Annotated in this window: 20 protein-coding genes; 10 read left to right on the plus strand and 10 right to left on the minus strand. The window is 61.9% G+C overall.

Annotated features, from left to right (window positions below; translation table 11 throughout):
• Window positions 1–17 precede the first annotated feature (17 nt).
• Both HX811_RS25835 and HX811_RS25840 read right to left on the minus strand, forming a co-directional pair.
• Window positions 18–977 (minus strand): AraC family transcriptional regulator, encoded by a 960-nt coding sequence (locus HX811_RS25835; RefSeq protein WP_008433834.1) that lies wholly within the window; start codon window positions 975–977, stop codon window positions 18–20.
• A gap of 118 nt (window positions 978–1095) precedes the next feature.
• A complete protein-coding gene (locus tag HX811_RS25840; protein ID WP_177047986.1) occupies window positions 1096–2496 on the minus strand; it encodes a DHA2 family efflux MFS transporter permease subunit in 1401 nt (466 codons plus the stop codon).
• A gap of 264 nt (window positions 2497–2760) precedes the next feature.
• Here HX811_RS25840 and HX811_RS25845 point away from each other — a divergent pair, with 264 nt between their 5' ends.
• Genes HX811_RS25845 through HX811_RS25860 form a run of 4 tightly spaced genes read left to right on the plus strand, consistent with a single transcriptional unit; the run spans window position 2761 to window position 6680 of the window.
• Window positions 2761–3606, plus strand: coding sequence for an ABC transporter substrate-binding protein (locus tag HX811_RS25845; RefSeq protein ID WP_177047988.1), 846 nt, complete (start codon window positions 2761–2763; stop codon window positions 3604–3606).
• 16 nt (window positions 3607–3622) lie between these two features.
• Window positions 3623–5131 (plus strand): amino acid ABC transporter permease/ATP-binding protein, encoded by a 1509-nt coding sequence (locus HX811_RS25850; protein WP_102604623.1) that lies wholly within the window; start codon window positions 3623–3625, stop codon window positions 5129–5131.
• 17 nt (window positions 5132–5148) lie between these two features.
• Window positions 5149–5814 carry a GntR family transcriptional regulator gene (locus HX811_RS25855; protein WP_003210850.1) on the plus strand — a complete coding sequence of 222 codons (666 nt, stop codon included), beginning with the start codon at window positions 5149–5151 and terminating at the stop codon, window positions 5812–5814.
• Window positions 5815–5828: 14 nt separating this feature from the next.
• Window positions 5829–6680, plus strand: a complete 852-nt coding sequence (locus HX811_RS25860) for a DUF1989 domain-containing protein (RefSeq protein WP_008433843.1) — start codon at window positions 5829–5831, stop codon at window positions 6678–6680.
• Window positions 6681–6710: 30 nt separating this feature from the next.
• On the opposite strand, the gene HX811_RS25865 is transcribed toward HX811_RS25860, so the two are convergent.
• From HX811_RS25865 to HX811_RS25900, 8 genes are all read right to left on the minus strand, one after another.
• Entirely contained in the window at window positions 6711–7688 is a 978-nt protein-coding gene (locus HX811_RS25865; RefSeq protein WP_177047991.1) for an ABC transporter permease, read from the minus strand.
• The gene (locus HX811_RS25870; protein WP_177047999.1) at window positions 7685–8677 is read right to left on the minus strand and encodes an ABC transporter permease; all 993 of its coding nucleotides are present in this window, start codon (window positions 8675–8677) and stop codon (window positions 7685–7687) included. Before HX811_RS25870 ends, HX811_RS25865 begins: the two co-directional genes overlap by 4 nt.
• Window positions 8664–10199 carry a sugar ABC transporter ATP-binding protein gene (locus HX811_RS25875; RefSeq protein ID WP_177048001.1) on the minus strand — a complete coding sequence of 512 codons (1536 nt, stop codon included), beginning with the start codon at window positions 10197–10199 and terminating at the stop codon, window positions 8664–8666. Before HX811_RS25875 ends, HX811_RS25870 begins: the two co-directional genes overlap by 14 nt.
• Window positions 10199–11185: a sugar ABC transporter substrate-binding protein gene (locus HX811_RS25880; protein WP_177048004.1), complete on the minus strand. Its 987-nt coding sequence runs from the start codon at window positions 11183–11185 to the stop codon at window positions 10199–10201. The genes HX811_RS25875 and HX811_RS25880 overlap by 1 nt, the downstream gene beginning before the upstream one ends.
• Before the next feature lie 188 nt (window positions 11186–11373).
• Window positions 11374–11784, minus strand: a complete 411-nt coding sequence (locus tag HX811_RS25885) for a VOC family protein (protein ID WP_177048014.1) — start codon at window positions 11782–11784, stop codon at window positions 11374–11376.
• 16 nt (window positions 11785–11800) lie between these two features.
• Window positions 11801–12331 (minus strand): ester cyclase, encoded by a 531-nt coding sequence (locus HX811_RS25890; RefSeq protein ID WP_177021732.1) that lies wholly within the window; start codon window positions 12329–12331, stop codon window positions 11801–11803.
• Window positions 12332–12365: 34 nt separating this feature from the next.
• Window positions 12366–13382 carry a polysaccharide deacetylase family protein gene (locus tag HX811_RS25895; protein WP_177048021.1) on the minus strand — a complete coding sequence of 339 codons (1017 nt, stop codon included), beginning with the start codon at window positions 13380–13382 and terminating at the stop codon, window positions 12366–12368.
• Window positions 13383–13412: 30 nt separating this feature from the next.
• A complete protein-coding gene (locus tag HX811_RS25900; protein ID WP_177048023.1) occupies window positions 13413–14597 on the minus strand; it encodes an MFS transporter in 1185 nt (394 codons plus the stop codon).
• Between the two features lie 101 nt (window positions 14598–14698).
• Here HX811_RS25900 and HX811_RS25905 point away from each other — a divergent pair, with 101 nt between their 5' ends.
• The 6 genes from HX811_RS25905 (at window position 14699) to HX811_RS25930 (ending at window position 22594) form a co-directional block, all read left to right on the plus strand.
• A complete protein-coding gene (locus HX811_RS25905) occupies window positions 14699–15622 on the plus strand; it encodes a LysR family transcriptional regulator (RefSeq protein ID WP_177048025.1) in 924 nt (307 codons plus the stop codon).
• Window positions 15623–15654: 32 nt separating this feature from the next.
• On the plus strand, window positions 15655–16041 hold the full coding sequence (locus HX811_RS25910) for a cupin domain-containing protein (protein ID WP_177009926.1): 387 nt from the start codon (window positions 15655–15657) through the stop codon (window positions 16039–16041).
• A gap of 68 nt (window positions 16042–16109) precedes the next feature.
• On the plus strand, window positions 16110–16520 hold the full coding sequence (locus tag HX811_RS25915; RefSeq protein WP_177036687.1) for a DUF3757 domain-containing protein: 411 nt from the start codon (window positions 16110–16112) through the stop codon (window positions 16518–16520).
• Between the two features lie 225 nt (window positions 16521–16745).
• A complete protein-coding gene (mexE, locus tag HX811_RS25920) occupies window positions 16746–17987 on the plus strand; it encodes a multidrug efflux RND transporter periplasmic adaptor subunit MexE (protein ID WP_008433857.1) in 1242 nt (413 codons plus the stop codon).
• A 15-nt stretch (window positions 17988–18002) separates the two neighbouring features.
• The gene (locus tag HX811_RS25925; protein ID WP_003210869.1) at window positions 18003–21182 is read left to right on the plus strand and encodes an efflux RND transporter permease subunit; all 3180 of its coding nucleotides are present in this window, start codon (window positions 18003–18005) and stop codon (window positions 21180–21182) included.
• Window positions 21179–22594 carry an efflux transporter outer membrane subunit gene (locus tag HX811_RS25930; protein WP_102604616.1) on the plus strand — a complete coding sequence of 472 codons (1416 nt, stop codon included), beginning with the start codon at window positions 21179–21181 and terminating at the stop codon, window positions 22592–22594. Before HX811_RS25925 ends, HX811_RS25930 begins: the two co-directional genes overlap by 4 nt.
• Window positions 22595–22742 lie beyond the last annotated feature (148 nt).

Genomic DNA, 22742 nt, shown 5'->3' on the forward strand with positions numbered 1-22742 from the left:
CCGCTGACTGCAATTCGTTATCCGCCTGGCGCGAGCCGGCGCTTCCAGGTTTGCGAAGGCAGCTCGCCAAAGCGTTTGCGATAGGCCTCGGAGAACCGCCCCAAATGCACAAACCCATGATCCAGCGCCACCTCCGTCACGCTGCGCGCCGTGGCCAGTTGCAGCATGGCGTGCACCCGCTCCAGCTTGCGCTGGCGCATGTAGTCACGGGGTGACAGGCCGACCTGGCGTTCAAACAAGGTATACAACGAACGCTCGCTGACCCTGGCGATGGCCATCAGTTGTTCGACGCTGATGTCGTCGGCCAGGTGCTCCTCGATGAACTGACGCACGGCTTCAAAGCCCCCACCCTGATCCGGTCGCGGAATCACCCGCAGGACGTTGCTGGCCAGCAGCGCCAACAGCTTGTTCGCCACAATGCGCTCGTACAGGCCCTGCACTTCGGGTTCGGCGGCGTTTTCGGCCTCATGGCAGATCAGCCCCAGCAATTGCAGGAACCCACCCATTTCGGCAAGTGCGTGGCGCGGCGCCGCAAAACGGATGCCCGGCTGCGGCAACGTCCAGTGCTGCTCAAGGCAGGCGTTTTCCAGCAGGCGCACGGGCACCTTGACGATGAATTTTTCGCAGTCGGCAGAATAGGTCAGGTCTACCGGGTCATCCGGGTTGATCAGCAGCACTTCGCCGGGGCCCAACACCTGCTCTTCGCCACGGGAGCTCGAGCGGCAGTGGCCGTGCAGCAGGATCTGCAGGTGGTAGATGGTTTCCAGCGCCACCGAGGTCACCCGCACCGGCGCGCCGTAGCTGATGCGGCACAGGTCCAGGCTGGAAAAGGTCCGGTGGCTGATGCTCGCCTGCGGGCGGCCCTTGGGCGGCAGGCGGATGCAGTGGCTGCCGACATGCTGGTTGACGTAGTCGGACACGGCATAGGCATCTGCACGGTCGAAAATCTGGCTGCGCTCACTCAATAGCACGGTCATGGTTGCGCCTTTTATTGTTATGGGCCCTGCGTATGTACTTCACCGCAGAGTGATGCGGGGGACGCAAACCGTCCAATATTCAATAGGTGTTGCGTCATACCCCGAAGGTATCGTGGGTTCACTTTCGCTGCAAAACCGACTCACCGGCCTGGGGCGGCAGCCGCAGGTTATCCAGCAGCGCCACGCCGGCGATCACCGCCACTAGAAGAAACGTCAGCTGGAAATCGGCGGTGGCGGCCTGCCCGGTATTGCCGTGAAAATTCATGGCAAAACGTAACAACAGCGCGCCAATCGCCACGCCCATGGCCATGCTCAGCTGGAAGAACATGCTGAACAAGGTTGAGGCGTCGCTCATCTGCGCCTTGGGTATATCAGCGAACCCCAGGGTGTTGAACAAGGTGAACTGCATGGAGCGTGACAGGCCACCCACGAACAGAATGAACAGGATCAGCGCCCAGCTCATGCGCTCGTCCAGCAGCGCACAGGCCGCAATCGCGAGCACGCCAAGGATGCCGTTGATCATCAGCACCGAGCGAAAGCCCCAGCGCTGCATCACCGCCGTGGTGAACGGCTTCATCGCCAGGTTGCCGGCAAATACCGCGAGCACCAGCAACCCCGCATCGAATGCAGAAAGGCCGAACGCCAGTTGAAACATCAGCGGCAGCAGGAACGGCAAGGTGCTGATGGCCACCCGAAAAATCGACCCGCCACAAAGGCACACACTGAACGTGCGCACACTCACCACACCCAGCGCCAGCAATGGTTGGGCATGCCGGCGCATATGGCGCCAGGCAAAGGCGCCGAGCATTACGCCCGCAGCGCTGAGTAACAGGCCCTGCAACAAGCTGCCACGGCTTTGCCCGAGCAGTTCCACGCCGTACAACAGCGCCGCGCTGGCGACACCCACCAGCAGGAAGCCGCTGAAATCGAATGAGCGGGACGTCACCTCGTCGTGTTTGGGGATCAGTACCAGCGTGGCGATCAGCGCCAGCAGGCCCAGCGGCAGGTTGAGGTAGAAAATCCACGGCCAGGACGCGTGGGTAACGATAAACCCGCCCACCGGCGGCCCGAGTATCGGCGCCACCAGGCCGGGCCAGGTGATGAATGAAATCGCCCGCACCAGGTCTTTTTTCTCGGTGGCCCGCAGCACCGCCAGGCGCCCCACCGGCACCATCATCGCGCCGCTGATGCCCTGCAACACGCGCGCGGCGACGAAGGTCTGCAGGCTGTCGCTCCACCCGCACAGCAGTGACGACAGGCTGAACAGCACGATTGCCCAACCGAATACCCGCCGCGAGCCAAAGCGGTCGGCCAGCCAGCCGCTGATGGGAATGAACACCGCGACGGCGAGCATGTAGGCGCTCATACCGATGTTCACGTCCACCGCGCCCACGCCGAAGGTTTTGGCGATGTCCGGCAACGCCGTAGCGATCACCGTGGCGTCCAGGTTTTCCATGAAAAAGGTGACGGCGACCAGCAAGGCAATCAAGGTTGAGCGGCGTTGGGAGATCGACGTCATTGCTGTTCACTCAGGGTTTCGTAGCGGCACTTTATCAATAAGTGCGCGTGTGATGCCCCGCAATATTCCCGCCCCACAACGTAGCGCCTGGTAACGAATCGCCCCGATTTGGTGTGCGCGCCTACAAAAAAGCCCTCACCTCCCATCAAAACTCATCAAAAAACCCTTAATCAAACTACTTGGCACGATTAACGCTTACCCACTAATACAGGATTGTTGAACAATCATGACTACCCCCTGAATCCAGCAACCGAGGCGACGAACATGCAAAAAGGTCTGACGGGCAAGAACACCCTGCGCACATTGGCGCTAGCGATCACCCTGGCGTGCGTGACGCCGCTGCTGTCGGCTGCCGAAATCAAGGGCACCCTGAAACCGGGCGAGCTGTCCATCGGCTCCGACCTCACCTACCCGCCTTACACCTACCTTGAGCAAAAGACCCCGGCCGGTTTCGACCCGGAGTTCATGCAACTGATGGGCAAGCAACTGGGGCTCAAACCACGTTTTCTCGACACCCGTTTCGCCAACCTGATCCTCGGCGTCAACGCCCGGCGTTTCGACGTGGTGGCCTCGGCGCTGTACGTCACCCCCGAGCGCGCCAAACAGGTGGATTTCCTCAGCTACCTGAAGACCGGTTCTTCGCTGATGGTGCTCAGCACCGGCGACTTCAAGCCCCAGCGCCCGGAAGACCTGTGCGGCAAGCGCGTCGGGTCGATCAAGGGCGCGTCGTGGGTGCCAAAGCTGAACAAGGTTTCGGCGGACTACTGCCTCCCTGCGGGCAAGCCGGCGATCGAGTCGCGTGAGTTCCCGACGTCCCCGGAGGCCGCCCAGGCCCTGCTCGCCCAGGCGGTGGACGTGCAGATGGAAGACGCGGCGGTCGCCAAGATCACCGTGGAAAAACTGCAAGGCAAAACCGTGATCAGCTCCAGCGAGTTGATCTACCCGGTGGTGGTCGGCCTGGCCGTGCGCAAGGAAAACCCGGCACTGCTCCAGGCGCTGACCGGCGCCCTGAGCCAGATCAGGCAGGACGGCAGCTACGGCAAGCTGCTGGCGCGCTACAACCTGGCCGAGCCGAACGCCGCCGAGATCAGTGCGGCACTGGGTAACTGAAACGCGGAGCACCTTTATGCAATTCGATTGGCACTACACCCTGGGCTTGTTATGGAACGGCGACTTCTGGCGAGCCGTCGGCACCGTGGTCGAACTGAGCCTGGAAACCTGGCTGCTGGGCATTGTGCTGGGGTTTTTCCTGGCCCTGGCGCGGCAGTCGGAGCGCCGCTGGCTGCGGGACTCCGCCGGCGTCTACATCTGGTTCTTCCGCAGCCTGCCGTTGCTGGTGCTGTTGATCTTCGTCTACAACCTGCCGCAGGTGTTTCCGTCCACCAGCGTGGTGTTGTCCAACCCCTACTCCGCGGGCCTGATCGCCCTGGTGCTGAGTGAGGCGGCCTACATCGCCGAGATCCATCGGGGCGGCCTGCTGGCGGTGGTCAAGGGGCAGCGCGAAGCCGGCAAGGCGCTGGGCGTGGGTTATCGCGGCGTGCAGCGGTTGATTGTGGTGCCGCAGGCGCTGCGGGTTGCGTTGCCGACACTGGCCAACGAATACATCACCATCGTCAAGCTCACCTCGCTGGTGTCGGTGATTTCGCTTTCGGAAATTCTGCTGGTGGGCCAACAACTCTACACCCAGAACTTCCTGGTGATGGAGACCATGCTGGCCGTGGCGTTCTATTACGTGTTCATCGTGACGGTGTTCAGTTGGCTGTTGCGGGTGCTGGAGAATCACCTGGACGTGACCCGGCGCAAACCCAAGGCCATCGCCCCCGCCGTGCTCGACCAGGTGGCCACGCGTCGTGCCCCCGGCCAGGCCGAGCCCGGCGAGTTTGCCTTGCAGGCCCGCGGGGTGCGCAAGGCCTATGGCGAGCTGGAAGTGCTCAAGGGCGTCGAACTGAATGTGCGCTGGGGCGAGGTGGTGTCGATCATCGGCCCGTCAGGCTCTGGCAAGACCACGCTGATTCGTACCATGAACGGCCTCGAAAGCCTCGACCGTGGCGAAATCACCCTGCAAGGCCAGCCGTTCCTGCGTGGCAGCCAGGAGCCACAAGGCGCGCTGGGGCACAAGGTGCATATGCGCGGTATCGTCCATGTAGGCATGGTGTTCCAGGGTTTCAACCTGTTCCCCCATAAAACTGCCCTTGAGAACGTGATGCTCGCGCCCGTCTACCATGCCCATGGTGGCGCCGAAGAACTGCGCCTGTTGAGCCTGGCCCTGTTGCGCAAGGTCGGCATGCTGGAGCACGCCGGCAAATACCCGCACCAGCTATCCGGCGGGCAACAGCAACGGGTGGCGATTGCCCGCGCCCTGGCGATGCGGCCTTCGGTGATGCTGTTCGATGAACCCACCTCGGCCCTCGACCCGGAACTGGTGGGCGACGTACTGGCGGTAATCGAGGAATTGGCTCGCGAGGGCATGACCATGGTCATCGTCACCCATGAAATGAACTTCGCGTTCAAGCTCTCCGATCGTGTGGTGTTCATGGAAGGCGGCGAGATTATCCAGGACGCCGCACCGCGTGACATGCTCGAGCAACGCAGTGAACGCATGACCAAGTTCCTCAAAGACGTCCAACTGGCGTGAGCCCAAGGAGCCCCAACGTGAGCCAAGCCAAGGAACCCAGCCTGTCGCTGGCCGACCAGGTTGCCATCGAACTGCGCGAAGACATCATCGGCGGCCGCCTGCTGCCCGGCATGCCGCTGGTGGAAAGCGAACTGGTGAACGCCTACAACGCCTCGCGCAACACGGTGCGTGAAGCCTTGCACCACCTGGGCCGCGAAGGCCTGACCAGCTACGTGCGCAACAAAGGCGTGATCGTGCGCCGCCTGGGGGTGGAGGAAGTGCGTGACATCTTCAAGGTGCGACGCACCCTGGAACTGCAGGCCATCGCCGCCAGCAAGCCGCTGCGCGAATACCAGTCCGACCTGATGCTGGAGTCCATCGAGGCCGCGCAGCTGGCCCAGGACCGCGAGAACTGGCAAGCCTTCGGCACCCACAGCCTGCGCTTTCACCAACATATTGTCGGGCTGATGCGCAGCCCGTTGCTGGACGAGTTTTTTACCCATATTGCAGCCCAGATGCGCCTGGTGTTTTCCAACGCGCCCAGCGAGGAAACCTTCCAGAAGCCCTGGCTGGAGCGCGACCGGCAGATTCACGACTTGCTGGTTGACGGCCACAAGCAAGCCGCCGGCGAAGCCCTGGCCAGCTACCTCAATGACTCCGAATCGTTGCTGCTGGACATCCTGAGCAGCATTCCAAAACCCTGAAGCGAGGACCCACCATGTACAAGGACTACCCAGCGGCCTACCAAGTCAGCAAAGGCGCTGCCTTGCAGGTCGACAAAGCTTTTTATGACCGCGTACGCGAGTCCCGGGACGGGCGCACCCTGATCGAGCAATTCGAAGTGCCGATCCGCACCGGCCGCGCCTGGAAAGTACCGGCAGGCCATGTGTTCCGCGTGACCACGCCGGTTGGCCCGCAGGTCGGCGACTTCAACGTGTGGAGCGCCAACGACCCCCGCGAACGCATGTGGGCGGCACGCACCCGCCAGCTGCAAGGCGCGCACGTCACCACCTACGACCGCCTGTGGTCGAACCTGCCGTTTTTGCGGCCGATGGTCACCATCACCGACGACAGCCTGGCCGACTATGGCATCGACGAACACGGCGGGCGCCTGCATGACTTGCTGGGCACGCGCTGCGACCCTTACGTGAACAAGATGCTCACGGGCGAAGACTTCCACCACCACTGCCACTCCAACCTGACCCGCGCCGTGCTGCCCCATGGCCTGACCGAGTTCGACGTGCACGACGTGCTGAACATTTTCCAGTGCACCGGCCTCAATCACGACGACATGTACTTCATGAAAGCCTGCCCGGCCAAGCAGGGCGACTATCTGGAGTTCTTCGCCGAAATCGACCTGCTGTGTGCCCTCTCCACCTGCCCCGGTGGCGACCTGTCGCTGCCGATGTGGGGCCCGGATGCGGAAGACCCGTTGAAGGTCTGCCGTCCGCTGGGGGTGGAAATCTACCGCCTCGACGACGCGCTGCTGGAGGGCTGGAAACAACCCGAGCGCGCCGCCTATAACGGTAACCATGGCCTGTTGATTGCCAAGGCCGACTGGGAAAAGTAAAGGGGAGGCCCACACCTGGGGCGCCGCGCCTCAGGTGTTCTGCGCAATCCTGCGGCTGACAAAACTGAAGGCCAGCACGATAAAAATCAGCACGCCGGTTGCCACCTGCTGCCAGTAGAAGTTCCAGCCGATCAACAGCAAGCCATTGGCGATGACGTTGATGAACAGCACCCCCAGCAACGTGCCCGGAATATTCGCCCGGCCCTGGCGGTTCAATGTGGTGCCGATAAACACCGCACCAATCGCATTCAGCAGGAACGCATTGCCCGACAGCGGCACGTAGGCGCTCACCGTCGAACTGAGCAGGATCCCCGCCACCGCGCACGCCAGCGCCGCCGCCAGCACCGTGGTGGTGACGATGCGCCGCACCGACAACCCCGAGTAATACGCCAGCAGCGGCTGGGTACCCTGGGCCAGCAGTTCGCGCCCCAGGCGTCCACGGGCCAGCAACAGGCCGTAGACCACGGCCAATACCAGCACGATCAACAGCGGCAAGGGCACGTCCAACGGGCTGAAGCTCGCCAGTTCCGGCTTGAAACTCTGGGCGATATAAATTGGCTGGCCGCCGTCCGAGAGCAGTTGCTGGGCACTGGTGCCGATAAACAAGGTGCCGAGGGTGGCCAGGAACGGGCTGATCCGCAGCCCCGCGATCAAGCCGGCATTGAACAGTCCTACCAGCAGCCCGGCGGCCAACGCACCGGCAATCGCCACACCCAGCCCGTGCCCGGCGTTAAGCAGCACCACGAAGCTGAAGCTGGCGAAATCCAGCGCGGTGCCTACCGACAGATCGATGCCACCGGCCGCCACCGCATAGGTCATGCCGATCGCAACAATCGCCAGCAGCACGAAGTTATTCAGCACCAGGCTTTTCAGGTTGCCGCCACTGAGAAACCCCGGCGCCTGCCAGGCAAACACTACGACAATCGCCACAAATACCAGCGGTAACGTCAGTGGCAAAAGCGAACGCCAAGCGCCATCCTGCTGTTGCAGGGTTGATACGCGACTCATGACTGCTCTCCCCGGTTCAATGCGCTGGATGCAGCGACCACCAGCAGAATCAGCACGCCCTGGACACCGTTGACCCAGAAGCTCGATACGTTGAGCAACTGAAACCCGTTGATCAAAAAGCCGATCAACAGCGTCGCGAGCAAGGTGCCGGGGATGCTTGCCACCAGTCGCCGGGAAAACACCACGCCAAGAAAGGCTATGGCGACCACCGACAACAGCATGTCGCCGGAGCCGGTGGTGCTGCCGCTGAAAAATGCCGCTGAACACAACGCCGCCACCGCGGCACACAGCCCAGAGAGCAAATAACTGGAGAGTACGTAGGCCGGCACTCGAATCCCGGCGGCCTCGGCGGCGTGCGGGTACTCGCCGACGGCATGCAGGCGCAGCCCATAGGCGGTGTGCTGGATCAGCAGCGTCAACACAAAGGCCGTCACCAGCAACACCCAGGCGAGTGCCGGCACGCCCAGCCATGCGCCGCCGCTGAGCAGGTCGAGCAACGGTGAGTCAGTCGAGACCACGGTGTTTTCGGTGAGGACCAGCTCCAGCCCGGCCAGTACATTCATGCTTGCCAGCGTTGCGAGCAACGGTGGCAAGCGCAGCACCACCACGGCCAGGCCATTGAGCAGGCCCACCGCCAGGCCGCAACCCAAGGTCAGCAGCAGGCTTGCCCACAGGTCGAGGCCTGCGTTGTTGAGTCGACTGAACACCGCCGCGCACAAGCCCAAATTGGCCGCCAGCGACAGATCAAGCCCGCCCGCCACCACGTTGGAGCCGCCGCCGATAATCACGCAGGTCAGGCCGAAGGCAAGTACGCCGAGGATCGCCGACTGGCTGAACACATTCGCGATATTGCCGACTGAAAAGAAGTTCGGCGCGGCGACGGCAAAGCCCAGCAAAATCGCGAGGAATACGCCCACCGAGCCGCGCCGCAACAGCAGTACCCATAACCGTTGGGACAAGCCAGGAGTAGCAGCTTCAAGCAGGGACATGCACCACCTCCTGTTTCACCTGCACAGCCACTGTGGACTGCACCGCACCCGTGGCACACGCCAACAGTTGATCACTGTCCGCCTCACCGGCATGGAACTCCCCGGCTATTTCGCCTCGATGCAACACCAGGATGCGGTCGCAGATCCCCAACAGCTCGGGCAAATCCGAAGACAGCACCAGCACCGCTGCGCCCTCTTCCACCAGCCGCCCGATCACGCGATAAATCTCGACCTTGGCGCCGACGTCCACACCTACGCACGGCTCGTCCAACAAGTACACCGCCGAACGGCGACTCAGCCATTTGCCCAGGGCGACTTTCTGCTGGTTGCCGCCGCTGAGCTGGCTGACGGCAGCCTGCGGGCCCGGCGTCTTGATCGCCAACTCGTCGATCAGCCGCAGGCTTTCGGCCTGCTCCTTACGCTGGCTCAGTAACCCCCAGCGACTGAAACGCCCAAGCCCGGCGAGCGTGAGGTTTTCCAGCACCGACAGCAGCGGTGAAATCCCCTGGCTGCGGCGTTCTTCCGGCACCAGTGCAATCCCTTGGGCAATGGCTTCTCCGGGTGAACGCAGGCGCAACAAACGCCCCTCCAGATGAATGCTGCCGCTGTCGGCGCGCACCACACCGAACAGGGTCTTGAGCAGGTCCTTGGCGCCCGAGCCGACCAGCCCGGTGAGGCCGACGATCTCGCCCCGACGCAATTCCAGGTCGATCTGCCGGTAGCGCCGGGCCAGGTTCAGCCCACGCACCTGCAGCAATGGTTCGCCGCGCTCGACCTGCGCCTTGGGGTACATCTCCTGGACCTCGCGGTTGACCATCAACCGCGCAATCTGCGCGCTGGAGGTGTGCCGTGGCTCAACCACGGCCACATCTCGACCATTGCGCAACACCGTCACTTCATCGCACAGGCTGTCGATTTCCTGCAGGTAATGGGAGATGTAGAGGATCGACAAACCCTGGTCCCGCAGGCGCTTGACGATCCGCAGCAGCTGGTCGACTTCGCGCTTGACCAGCGCCACGCTGGGCTCGTCGAACACCAGGATCTTCGGCTGGCGAATCAACGCCCGGGTGATTTGCAGCACCTGGCGCTCGGCGCTGTTCAACTCGCCCACCAGTGCCCCGGCCGGCAGTTGCAGCTCAAAATATTCCGCCAGCAAACGTTCTGCCTCGCGCTGCTGCCGGCGCCGGTCGACAAACGGACCACGGCGTAATTCATGGCCGAAAAACAACGCCTCGCCCACGGTAAAACTCGCCGGCAACAGCCGCTCCTGATGGATGAACTGCACGCCCAGCGCATCCACCTGGCGCGGCGACAGTGCGGCATACGGCTGGCCGTCAATGCTCACCTGCCCCGAGTCCGCTTTGTGGATCCCCGCCAGGACCTTGATCAAGGTCGACTTGCCGGCACCGTTCTCGCCCACTAGGCCGTGAATGGTGCCGCGCTCGACTTTCAGGCTCGCATCCTCCAGCGCCAGGGTGGCGCCGAAGCGTTTGCGTAGGTGCTGCAAGTGCAACGCGGCCATCAATCACCCCGCAGTTGCTGGACCTGCGCCAGGTTGGCGGCGGTGGTCAGCAGCGTCGGCACATGGGTTTCCTTGGGCAGGTCACGCTGCCCGGCCAGGTAGCGGGCCACGTTCTGCACAGCAGTCTTGCCGATCAGCGCCGGTTGCTGGGCGACTACCGCGCCCACCGGCGAATTGGCCTGGCCGAGCAGCTCCAGTACCTCCGGCGTACCGTCCACGCCGTAGGTCTTGATCTCGGTGCGCTTGGCGTCGATCAACGCCTTGCTTGCCCCCAGTTGCGGAATGTCCCACGCCGCCCAGATCGCCGAGACACTGCCGGCCGGGTACTTGTTGAGCAACGCGGACACCTGGGAATAGGCATCCTGCACGGTGTTGGGGATCACATCCCGCAGCTGCGGCTCGATGATTTCCAGTTGCGGGTGATCCTTGAGCGCCAGCTTCAACTGGTCGTAGCGAATCGCGCACACCGGCACGCCGTAGAAGCCGTTGAACACCAGGATCTTGCCCTTGCCGCCGGCATCCTTGATCAACTGATCGGCCAGGGCCTTGCCGGTGGCGACATTATCCGAGGTGGTGTTGTTAAGGCTGTACTGCGACGGCGCGTCGATGGTGAACAGCGGGATGCCGGCCTTGCTGATGCGCTTGAGCCACGGGTCGATCACGCTCAGGGTGCCGAGGGTCTGGATCACCGCATCGGGTTTCTGGGTGACCACGGTTTGCAGTTGGGTCACCAGGTTCTTGTCGTTGCGCCCTGCATCCAGGGTGATCGGCGTGCCGCCGAGGCGCTTGATCTCGTCGACCTGGGCCTGGAAGGCCTTGATATCGAAGTAGTGACTGGTGCCGGTCATGCTCACGGCAATGCGCTTGCCGGCCAGGGACGGCACCGCGTCATCGCCCTCGGCGGCCTGGGACACGGCGGCGTGGCCCAGCAACAACGCTGCGCCGAGCAAGATGTAACGTGAACGCAAGAAAAAGGTGCAAGGCATACAGGGCTCCGCTGAGCAACGGGTGAAAGGGGTCACCTGTGTGCATTGCAGAGCCCATGCCATAAATTATTTCGAATAAAATCAACTAGATGTAAACATTGGATGACGTTGCGCTGTCCCGCCCAAACCACAACTGTCCGACTGCTGTTGCCCAGCCAACAGTTGGCCGGGAAATCCGGCCAGCCACCTCAGGCCGCCGGGTAAGCAAAGATCAGCTCGACCCTGATCCCGTTGGGGTCTTCGACAAACAATTGGTGCTCGAACAGCTCCGGCACCACCCGCTCGGTAAAAGGCACCCCTAGCGTGTGCAGGCGTTGCCGGTGACTTTCAAGGTCATTGCAGCGCAATGCAATGTGATCGAGCGCACCTGACCCGTCGCCGGCAGCACGCACCCCAAGATACGTTTCAAGCTGCGCGGCGCTGCCCTGCAGGCTGGCGATATGCAGCAGCGGGCGACCTGCTGAATAAAGCCAACTGCCCGGAAAAGGAAACGCCGGGCGCCAGCCCTCCTCCAGGCCGAGGGCGTCACGATAGAAACTCACCGTCGCGTCGACATGCTCCGTGCGGAGCGTGAAGTGATCAAGGTAGTGAACGGTCATGTGCAGAGCCCTCCCGTCAGAGCGCACCCAACTGCTTCATCAGCGTCAGGTTGTCTTCGATGTGCCAGTTGGCGACGATCTTGCCCTTGCCGATCTGGTAAATGTCGGTGGCAATAAAGTCTACGACCTGCCCAGTGCCCTTGATCTGACCAAAGGAACCGGTGAAGTGCCCGCGAAAATGCAAATGTGCCACCACGCGGTCGCCGGCAATGATCATTTGCTCTACTTCACAGCTCAGGTCCGGCACCGCGCCGCGAAACGCACGGGAGGCCAGCAGCGGTCCCTCCGGCCCTTGTTTGCGCCCGGCGGGCGGTGTTTTATCGATGAAGTTGAGCGCCAGCGCTTCACGGGCCAGGCTCTCGTCACCGGTATTCCAGAAAGTGTCGTAACGCCGGGCGACAGTTTCCATGATCTTCAGTTGCGCGGCGGTCAGGCTCTTGTCCACCACCAAGACACCCGGCGTCACCAGTTCGGTGGTGGCAAACGCCACGCCGGAGAGGGTCAGGGCCAGGAATCCGGCGGCGATAAGGGGAATGGAACGTTGCATAAGGGCACATCCTTTAAAGGCGAAGAGAACGAACTCAGATGGTTTCGCTTTCCCTGAGGCTGAGGGGGCTTTTCAAGGTGTATTGAGCGATGGCGTCCTTGCGCATGAACGCCACGCCGGGATGGCTGTTGGCGTACCGCAGAAACTCGTCCCAGACCCTGACCATTTGCGGCGTACCGCTGATGCGGTCGTGGGCACTGATCGCCATCATGCGGCGTCGGCTTCCGGCTTCCAGGTAGAGCTGGTCGAACTCCAGCTTGACCTGTTGGAGGAATTTCGAGGGCGAGTAATTGCGCCCCTCAATCAACACGATGTCGTTGTTGCGCAGGGTATACGGGACCACGACAAAGTCCTTGCCATTGACCTGCTCGATAAACGGCTCATCGCGACTCACATCATCAATGTGATAGACGTAGGCCAGCTCCTGCAACAACGACAAGGTATTGGGCCCGCGCCGCAGCCAGTTGCAGTTGTAGCCGGTGACCGGCTGGCCGGTGACGTCCTGCAACATGCTCGCGGCCTGGCGCAGGAAAGTGCGCTCTTCATCGCGGCTCATGGCAAATTGCGAGCTCCAGTGCGGGCCATGCCCCGAGGCTTCGTGCCCACGGGCGACGATCTCCCGGGCCAGCGCCGGGTTGCGCTTTACGGCGTCGCCGATCATGTGGCAGGTGACTTTCACCCCATGCCGGTCCCAGAGATCAAGCATCCGCGGAATACCTTCACGGTAGCCATAGGCAAACCAGGTATTGGTGGCCACATCCTCTGGAACACTGTCGGGAAAATCCACGTGGGGAAACGGACTGTCAGTGCCCTTGAGCGGTTGGCCGCCTGCCTCGAATTGCATGGAAATGGACACTACCAGCCGGGTGTCCCCTGGCCAGAAACGCCCGATTGCCTTGCCGGCAGTCGCCGCGGGGGCAGCGTTGCCCGGCCCTGTCACCGCAGCTTTGGCAGCGGCCGGGCCGAGCAGCGATCCTGCGGCCAGAACAGCAGCACCTGCGCCGGCCTGGGCGAGGAAAGTACGACGATGCGGGTTATCGGTTTTGTCCATGTTGGTTCACCTCATACTGAATTCAGGGGGTCAGGCAATCGCGGCAGGCCGGGTGGCTTTACCCGCGCCTTCCTGGGAAACAATGAACAGCACACCGAGCAATGGAATCGCCGCAGCCGCAAACGGAATCGCCGCCGCGCCCCAGTGGCTGTCCACCACGATGCCGCCGATGATGCCGCCCAGGGCGTTGGCCAGGTTGAAGGCCGAGATATTCGCCGTGGCAGCCAGCTCCGGGGCCTTGCCGCCGTGCTTCATCACGCGCATTTGCATGGATGGCACGTTGGCGAACGAGGCGATACCGAAGAGGAACACGGTCACCAGGAACGGCCACTTGTAGGGCGCCACAAGGCCGGCGGCGATCAGTGTCACGATCATCGCCGCCGGCCAGAACATCAGCGAAAAGCGCAAGTTGGCGTCTGCGGTACGCGCCCCGAGACTGTTGCCGACTACCAGGCCAATGCCGACCACGACCAGCACAGCGGTCAGCATCGTCGAATCAAACCCGGCCACCTGTTCGGCGATCGGCGCGATATAGCCATAAAAGGCCATGAACCCGGCCCAGCCGAGCACCGTGAACATCAGACTGGCCAGCAGGTTGCGGTTACGGAACACCGCCAACTGGTTGATCAACGACACTGACTGCTCGGTGCCCTGGCGCTTGATCGACACAATGATTGCCAGCAACGCGAGCACGCCCAACGCGGCGACTATCAGGAATGCGGTGCTCCAGCCATATTGATTGCCAATCCACGAGCCGGCGGGTACGCCCAGCACGTTGGCCAACGTCAGCCCGGCAAACATCTGGCCGACGGCGCGGCCTTCCATGCCGCTGGCCACCAGGCGCGTCGCGACCACCGCGCCGATCCCGTAGAACGGCCCCTGGGTCAGCCCGGCAATCGCCCGGCTGACCAGCAACACGCTGTAGTCGCTGCTGAGAGCAGTCATTACGTTGGCGCCGACGAACACCGCCATCAACAACCACAGCACCGTGCGTTTTTCGTAGCGCGAGAGCCAGATGGTCAGCACCGGGCCTCCGATCACGATGGCCAGCGCGTAGGCGGTAATCAGGCTGCCAGCCTGCCCTTCGCTGATGTTCAAGCTGTGGGAGACCTGGGTCAGTAATCCGGCAATCACGAACTCGGCGGTGCCGATGGCGAAAGCCGCCAGGGTCAGCACCCAGACCTGGAGGGGCATTTTTGAAGAATTGGATGACATGTCAGTCACTCCGATGGTTAACGATGGATGCAAAACTAGTTCTTTTGGCTTAATTTGATAATTGAGTCGAAATCAAAAACCACTTTCGGAAATCCCGAACAATGCTGCTGAAGAACCTTGAGTTGTTTTTGCTGATTGTGGAAAAAGGCGGGCTGTCGGCAGCGGGTAGAGAGCTGGGACTGTCACCCGCCTCTGTCTCGGAAAGGCTCGCGCAGTTGGAGGGTTTCTATGGCGCCAGCCTGCTCAACCGCACCACCCGGGCGATCAACCTGACGGACGAAGGCCGCTTGCTGGTGGAAGGCGCCCGCCGCTTGCTGGCAGAGGCCAACGAGCTGCACAGCAGCATTCGCCATGGCACCCACACCCTGTCCGGGCCGATTCGCCTCAGCGCCCCGGAAGACCTCGGGCGCCAATACATCGAACCGATCCTCGCCGCATTCATGCTGGAGCATCCCGAGATCAGCATTGACCTGAACCTGAGCGACGGCTACGCCGATCCGGTGAGCCAGGGCATCGATTTCGCGGTGCGCTACGGCGAGCTGGCGGACAGCACCCTGCATGCCAGGCCGATTGGCGAAAACCGTCGCGTGCTGTGTGCGTCCCCCCACTACCTGGCGCTCAATGGTACGCCCGGACACCCCGAGGATCTGGCGCGCCACGAGTGCCTGGTGATGCGCTTTGGCATCAATATTTCGCGGGAATGGACCTTCAAGCGGCACGGGCACGTCCATCGGGTGCTGGTCCAGGGCCGGCGGGTGGCGAACGACGGTGCGCTGGTACGCCAGTGGTGCCTGGCGGGCCATGGCATTTGCCTGAAATCGGTGTGGGACGTGCGCGCCGACCTTGAGGCCGGGCGATTGGTCGAGCTGCTGGCTGACTATGACTTGGGCAGTACCGCGCTGAACATCGTCTATCCGCCGACACGGGTTCAACCGCGCCGTGTCAGGGTGTTGATCGAGCGGATAGTGGATGAGCTGTCACTGCACGATCATTCAATATCCGGCCGGCCGTTGGGCCTAACTTAAGGCTCCAATGTCCTGCAACCCTGGAACCTACAATGCCCGCCTCCCACGCTTCGACGAATTACGCCTCGATCAACTTCGCCCAGAAATACGCCCTGTTCAGCGAGCAATGGGCGCCCAAGGTCGTCGCGCAGATGAACGACTACCAGTTCAAGGTGGTGAAGATCGAAGGTGACTTCATCTGGCACGACCATGCCGACACCGATGAAACCTTTATCGTCCTCGAAGGCACCCTGCGCATCGACTTCCGCGACGGCGCAGTGACCATCGGCCAAGGGGAAATGTACGTGGTGCCCAAGGGCGTCGAGCACAAGCCGCACGCATTGGGTGAGGTGAAGTTGCTGTTGATCGAACCCTGCGGCGTGCTGAACACCGGCAGCGAGGGTGGCGAGCGCACGGCAATCAACGACGTGTGGATTTAGCACCTTCCGGCGTTGCCTGTTTGGGCTAGTCTTTACCTCACAGTTACTCCAGACCAGGAGCACGCGTGATGAACAGGCAGCTCAGGAAAACCTCAGCCCTCGTGATTACCCTGATGGCGTTGATGGGCAACGTCTACGCTGGCACTGGCGCCTGCCCGCCCACCCATGCCCTTAAAGACGCGTTCAAAAAGACGCCGACCGGGGAAGTGGTCGCCTACACCGCGTCCGGCCCGGACGGTCGGCAATGGACCGGGCAAAACCCGATGACAGAGCAGAAGGACCTGCACCAGGTCCACTTTGAAAAGGCGGTGATCCAAAGCAGCCAGGGCCAGTCGTCTGTGGCATGCCACTACCTGGATCAGAACCATGAACCGGTAAGCATGACCCTGAAAAACCAGGTCAATGCCAGGCCTCTGGGCAGCGCATGGTCAGGCAACGAATGCACGGCAACCAACCCGGCACTCTGTACATTTGAATAGCAGACACGCCCGACAATTTATGCGGCGCGCTGTTCCTTGCATCTTGCGCAACAGTCCTTTGTCATCAACAGCATTGATAGCTCCCTAACGAAAGCCCCATGCTAGAGGGCTCGCTTTACGCTTATATCATTCCGAATGATAGTTACCTTTGTTTCATTCGATTCGTGAGATAGCACCCTGCCGAGCATGATCCGCCCATCTTAAATACATTGGCGGATGCACCTCATGGAACAGTCACTCAAACATTTGCGCTATCCCTTGGCCATTTTGGCCGTGATGGTGATGAGCGCCTGCGGCAAAGCGCCCGAACAGGCAGCCGCCATGCCACCAAGCCACGTCAGCGTGGCCAAGGTGCTGGAACAACCGGTCAATGAGTGGGACGAATTCACCGGCCGGCTCGAAGCGCCGGAAACCGTGCAGATCCGTCCGCGCGTGTCGGGCCAGATCGATCAGGTCGCCTTCACCGAAGGTGCCTTGGTCAAGAAAGGCGACCTGTTGTTCCAGATCGACCCACGCCCATTCCAGGCCGAAGTGCGCCGCCTCGAAGCACAACTCGCACAAACCAAGGCCGCCGCCACCCGCAGCGATAACGAAGCCCAGCGCGGCGAACGCCTGCGCCAGAGCAATGCGATCTCCGCCGAGCTGGCCGACTCGCGCACCACCGCCGCCCAGGAAGCCCATGCGACTGTCGCCGGCATCCAGGCGCAGTTGGACCTGGCCAAGCTGAACCTGAGCTTCACCCGTGTCAGTTCGCCCATCAGCGGCCGCGTCAGCCGTGCCGAGATCACCGCCGGCAACCTGGTGACCGCCGATGTCACCGCGCTGACCAGCGTGGTGTCCACCGACAAGGTCTACGCCTACTTCGACGCCGATGAACGTGTGTACCTCAAGTACACCGAACTCGCGCGCCAGGGTCGCCGTGGCGCGACTACCCCGGTGTACCTGGGCCTGTCCAATGAAGACGGCAACCCGCACCTGGGCCAGATGAACTTCGTCGACAACCAGGTCAACCCGGCCACCGGCACCATTCGTGGTCGCGCCGTGTTTGATAACAGCAAGGGCGAATACACCCCAGGCCTGTATGCGCGCCTGAAACTGGTAGGCAGTGGCACCTACTCCGCCGTGCTGATCAGCGACGAAGCCGTGGGCACCGACCTGGGCAAGAAGTTCGTACTGGTGATGGACGGCGACAAGCCTGCCTACCGCGCGGTGGAGCTGGGTCCGAAGATCGAAGGTTTGCGCATCGTGCGCAGCGGCCTGACCAAGGACGACACGATCATCGTCAAGGGTTTGCAGCGCGTTCGCCCGGGATCGCCGGTTGCACCGGAAACCATCCCGATGGCCAGCAAGGAAACCCTCGCCGCCTTGGCACAACAACGACAAGCGCTTGAAGCCAGCAACCTGGAGCAAGTGGCGCCGGATAAAGCCGCGCCCAAGCTCGCAAGTACAGCGACTCCACGCGGTTAAGGGATACGACTCAAGATGAATTTTTCCAAGTTCTTCATTTCGCGGCCGATCTTCGCAGCGGTGCTGTCGCTGTTGATCCTGATCGCCGGCGCGATTTCACTGTTCCAGCTACCGATCAGTGAATACCCGGAAGTGGTGCCGCCGACCGTCGTGGTCCGTGCCAACTTCCCGGGCGCCAACCCCAAGGTCATCGGTGAAACCGTGGCCGCGCCCCTGGAGCAAGCCATCACCGGCGTCGAGAACATGCTGTACATGTCCTCGCAGTCGACCGCCGACGGCAAGCTGACCCTGACCATCACCTTCGCCCTGGGCACCGACCTGGACAACGCGCAGGTGCAGGTGCAGAACCGGGTAACCCGGACTCAGCCCAAACTGCCCGAGGAAGTGACGCGCATCGGTATTACCGTGGACAAGGCCTCTCCCGACCTGACCATGGTGGTGCACATCACCTCCCCCGACCAGCGCTACAACATGCTGTACCTGTCCAACTACGCGATCCTCAATATCAAGGATGAGCTGGCACGGCTGGGCGGCGTGGGTGATGTGCAGCTGTTCGGCATGGGCGATTACTCCCTGCGTGTGTGGCTGGACCCGAACAAGACCGCCTCGCGCAACCTGACCGCCACCGACGTGGTCACGGCCATTCGCGAACAGAACCGCCAGGTGGCGGCCGGTGCCTTGGGCGCGCAACCTGCGCCGAATGACACCAGCTTCCAGCTATCGGTCAACACCCAGGGCCGACTGGTCACTGAGGAAGAGTTCGAGAATATCGTCATCCGTGCCGGCGCCAACGGCGAAATCACGCGTTTGAAGGACATTGCACGGGTTGAGCTGGGTTCCAGCCAGTACGCCCTGCGCTCGTTGATCGACAACCAGCCGGCCGTGGCGATCCCGATCTTCCAGCGCCCGGGCTCCAACGCAATCGACATCTCCAATGAAGTGCGCGCCAAGATGGCGGAGCTGAAACAGAGCTTCCCCGAGGGCATGGATTACCGCATCGCCTATGACCCTACCGTCTTCGTACGTGGCTCCATCGAGGCCGTGGTTCACACCCTGTTCGAAGCACTGATCCTGGTGGTGCTGGTGGTGATCCTGTTCCTGCAGACCTGGCGTGCGTCGATCATTCCATTGGTGGCGGTGCCGGTATCGTTGATCGGTACCTTTGCGGTGATGCACCTGTTTGGCTTCTCGCTCAACGCGCTGTCGCTGTTCGGGCTGGTGTTGGCGATCGGTATCGTGGTGGACGACGCCATCGTGGTGGTGGAGAACGTCGAACGGAACATCGAATTGGGCCTGGAACCGTTCCCGGCCACTGAAAAGGCCATGAGCGAAGTAACCGGCCCGATCATCGCGACCGCGCTGGTACTGTGTGCGGTGTTCATTCCAGCGGCATTTATCAGCGGCTTGACCGGCCAGTTCTACAAGCAGTTCGCCTTGACCATTGCGATCTCGACCGTGATCTCGGCGTTCAACTCGCTGACCCTGTCGCCCGCACTGGCAGCGGTATTGCTCAAAGGCCACAACGCTCCGAAAGACGGGTTCTCCAGGTTCCTCGACAGGATGCTGGGTGGCTGGTTGTTCAAACCGTTCAACCGCTTCTTCGACAAGGCCAGCCATGGTTACGTCGGCACGGTACGCCGGGTGATCCGCGGCAGTGGTATCGCGCTGTTCCTGTACGCCGGCCTGATGGTCCTGACCTGGATGGGCTTTGCCCACACGCCGACCGGTTTCGTACCGGCCCAGGACAAGCAATACCTGGTGGCCTTCGCGCAATTGCCGGACGCCGCGAGCCTGGACCGTACCGAAGACGTGATCAAGCGCATGTCCGACATCGCCATGAAACAGCCCGGCGTGGAAAGTGCGATCGCCTTCCCCGGCTTGTCGATCAACGGTTTTACCAACAGCCCGAACAACGGCATCGTGTTCGTGACCTTGAAGCCGTTCGATGAGCGTAAAGACCCGAGCCTGTCTGCCGGTGCGATTGCCGGTGCACTGAATGGCAAGTACAGCAGCATCCAGGAAGCCTACATGGCGATCTTCCCACCGCCGCCGGTACAGGGCCTGGGTACGATCGGCGGGTTCCGCCTGCAGGTCGAAGACCGTGGCAACCTGGGTTACGACGAGCTGTACAAAGAAGTGCAGAACATCATTACCAAGAGCCGTGGCGTGCCTGAGTTGTTCGGCCTGTTCACCAGCTACACGGTCAACGTGCCCCAGGTCGATGCTGCCATCGACCGCGAAAAGGCCAAGACCCACGGCGTGGCGATCAGCGACATCTTCGACACCCTGCAGATCTACCTGGGCTCGTTGTATGCCAACGACTTCAACCGCTTCGGGCGCACCTATCAGGTCAACGTGCAGGCTGAGCAACAGTTCCGCCAGGATGAAGACCAGATCGGCCAACTGAAAGTGCGCAACAACAAAGGCGAGATGATTCCCCTGGCGACCTTCATCAAGGTCAGCGACACCTCGGGCCCGGACCGCGTGATGCACTACAACGGCTTCATCACCGCCGAGATCAACGGCAACGCCGCACCGGGCTACAGCTCCGGCCAGGCCCAGGCGGCGATCGAGAAACTGTTGAAAGACGAACTGCCCAACGGCATGACCTACGAGTGGACCGACCTGACCTATCAGCAAATCCTCTCGGGCAACACTGCGCTGTTCGTGTTCCCGCTCTGCGTACTGCTGGCGTTCCTGGTACTGGCCGCCCAATACGAAAGCTGGAGCCTGCCACTGGCGGTGATCCTGATCGTACCGATGACCCTGTTGTCGGCCATCACCGGGGTGATTATCTCTGGCGGCGACAACAACATCTTTACCCAGATCGGCCTGATCGTCCTGGTGGGCCTGGCCTGTAAGAACGCGATTCTGATCGTCGAGTTCGCCAAGGATAAACAGCAGGAAGGCCTCGATCCGCTCGCTGCGGTACTGGAAGCCTGCCGTCTGCGTCTGCGGCCGATCCTGATGACCTCGTTCGCCTTCATCATGGGTGTAGTGCCTCTGGTGATGTCCAGCGGTGCCGGTGCCGAGATGCGCCATGCCATGGGTGTGGCGGTGTTCTCCGGGATGATCGGCGTGACCTTCTTCGGTCTGCTGCTGACGCCAGTGTTCTATGTACTGATCCGCCGGTTTGTTGAACGCGGTGAAGCGCGCAAAGCGGCCAAGGCCTTGAAGCTGGAGACACAGCAATGAGCGTGAAAGTATTTTTGCCGAGCTTGCTGGTACTGGCGCTGAGCGCCTGTGCCGTGGGCCCGGACTATAAAACCCAGCCACTGGAGGCGGCCAACGTAACGGCCGCCGCCGACGCCAAGCAGTACGACCACGCGAAGTTCGAAGGCATCTGGTGGCAACAGTTCGAGGACCCGACCCTTAACCAGTTGGTGACTCAGTCCCTGAACGGTAACCGTGACCTGCGGGTGGCATTTGCCCGCCTGCGGGCAGCCCGGGCGATTCGTGACGACGCTGCCAATGACGTGATGCCGGTGATCACCAGCCGCGCCAGCAGCGACGTGGGCAAAGGCCAGATTCCGGGCCAGACCACCAAACGCGTCAACAGTGAGCGTTATGACCTGGGCCTGGACATGGCCTGGGAAGTGGACTTGTTCGGCCGCATCCGCCGCAACCTGGAGGCCAGCGACGCTGACCAACAGGTTGCCGAGGCAGACCTGTATCAACTGCAAGTCACGATGATTGCCGAGCTGGTGGACGCTTACGGTCAACTGCGGGGCGCGCAACTGCGCGAGAAAATCGCGGTGGCCAACCTGAAGAACCAGGAGGATTCGCGCGGTATCACCGTCAGCCTGCGGGACGCCGGTGTGGGCGATCAGCTCGATGTGGTGCGGGCCGATGCGCGGCTGGCGGCTGTAGAAGCCAGTGTGCCGCAACTGCAGGCCGAGGAAGTTCGCGAGCGTAATCGTATCGCTACCCTGCTCGGTGAGCGGCCGGACAAGTTGAGCGTGGATTTGAGCCCGAAAGATTTGCCGGCGATTGCCAAGGCGTTGCCGATTGGTGATCCGGGGCAACTGCTGCAACGTCGTCCGGACATTCTCAGTGCCGAGCGTAAGTTGGCAGCCGCCACGGCGCGGATTGGGGTGGCCAAGGCTGATCTGTTTCCGCGGGTGAGCCTCAGTGGGTTCCTCGGGTTTACCGCTGGGCGGGGTTCGCAGATTGGGTCGGCGGCGGCGAATGCCTGGTCGCTGGGTCCGAGCATTACCTGGGCGGCGTTTGACCTGGGTAGCGTGCGGGCTCGGTTGCGTGGTGCGGATGCCGAAGCGGATGGCGCCCTGGCGACTTATGAGCAGCAGGTGCTGTTGGCGCTGGAAGAATCGGAGAATGCCTTCAGTGATTACGGCAAACGCCAGCAGCGGTTGGTCTCGCTGATTCGTCAGAGTGAGTCGAGCCGGGCTGCTGCGGATCTGGCGGAGATTCGTTACCGCGAAGGGACGGTGGACTTCCTGGTGTTGCTGGACGCGCAGCGTGAGCGTTTGGCCGCCGAGGACTCCCAGGCTCAGGCCGAGGTGGATCTGTATCGTGGGATCGTCGCGATCTACAAGGCGTTGGGCGGTGGGTGGCAGCCGAGTACCACGATTGCCAGTGCCAAGTGATTTGACTTAAAGAGCTCCTTTGGTTGGTCGCATCCAGCCAATTTTTAGCCCCGTGCCGTCATTCGGTCGCGGGGCTTTTTTTTGCTCGCTTGTGGTGTGTGCATATCCGTTATTTCGGTCAGGGCTGCTATTGGTTCCGCTCTTACAG

This window comes from Pseudomonas sp. F8002, assembly GCF_013385495.1.
GTDB lineage: Bacteria > Pseudomonadota > Gammaproteobacteria > Pseudomonadales > Pseudomonadaceae > Aquipseudomonas.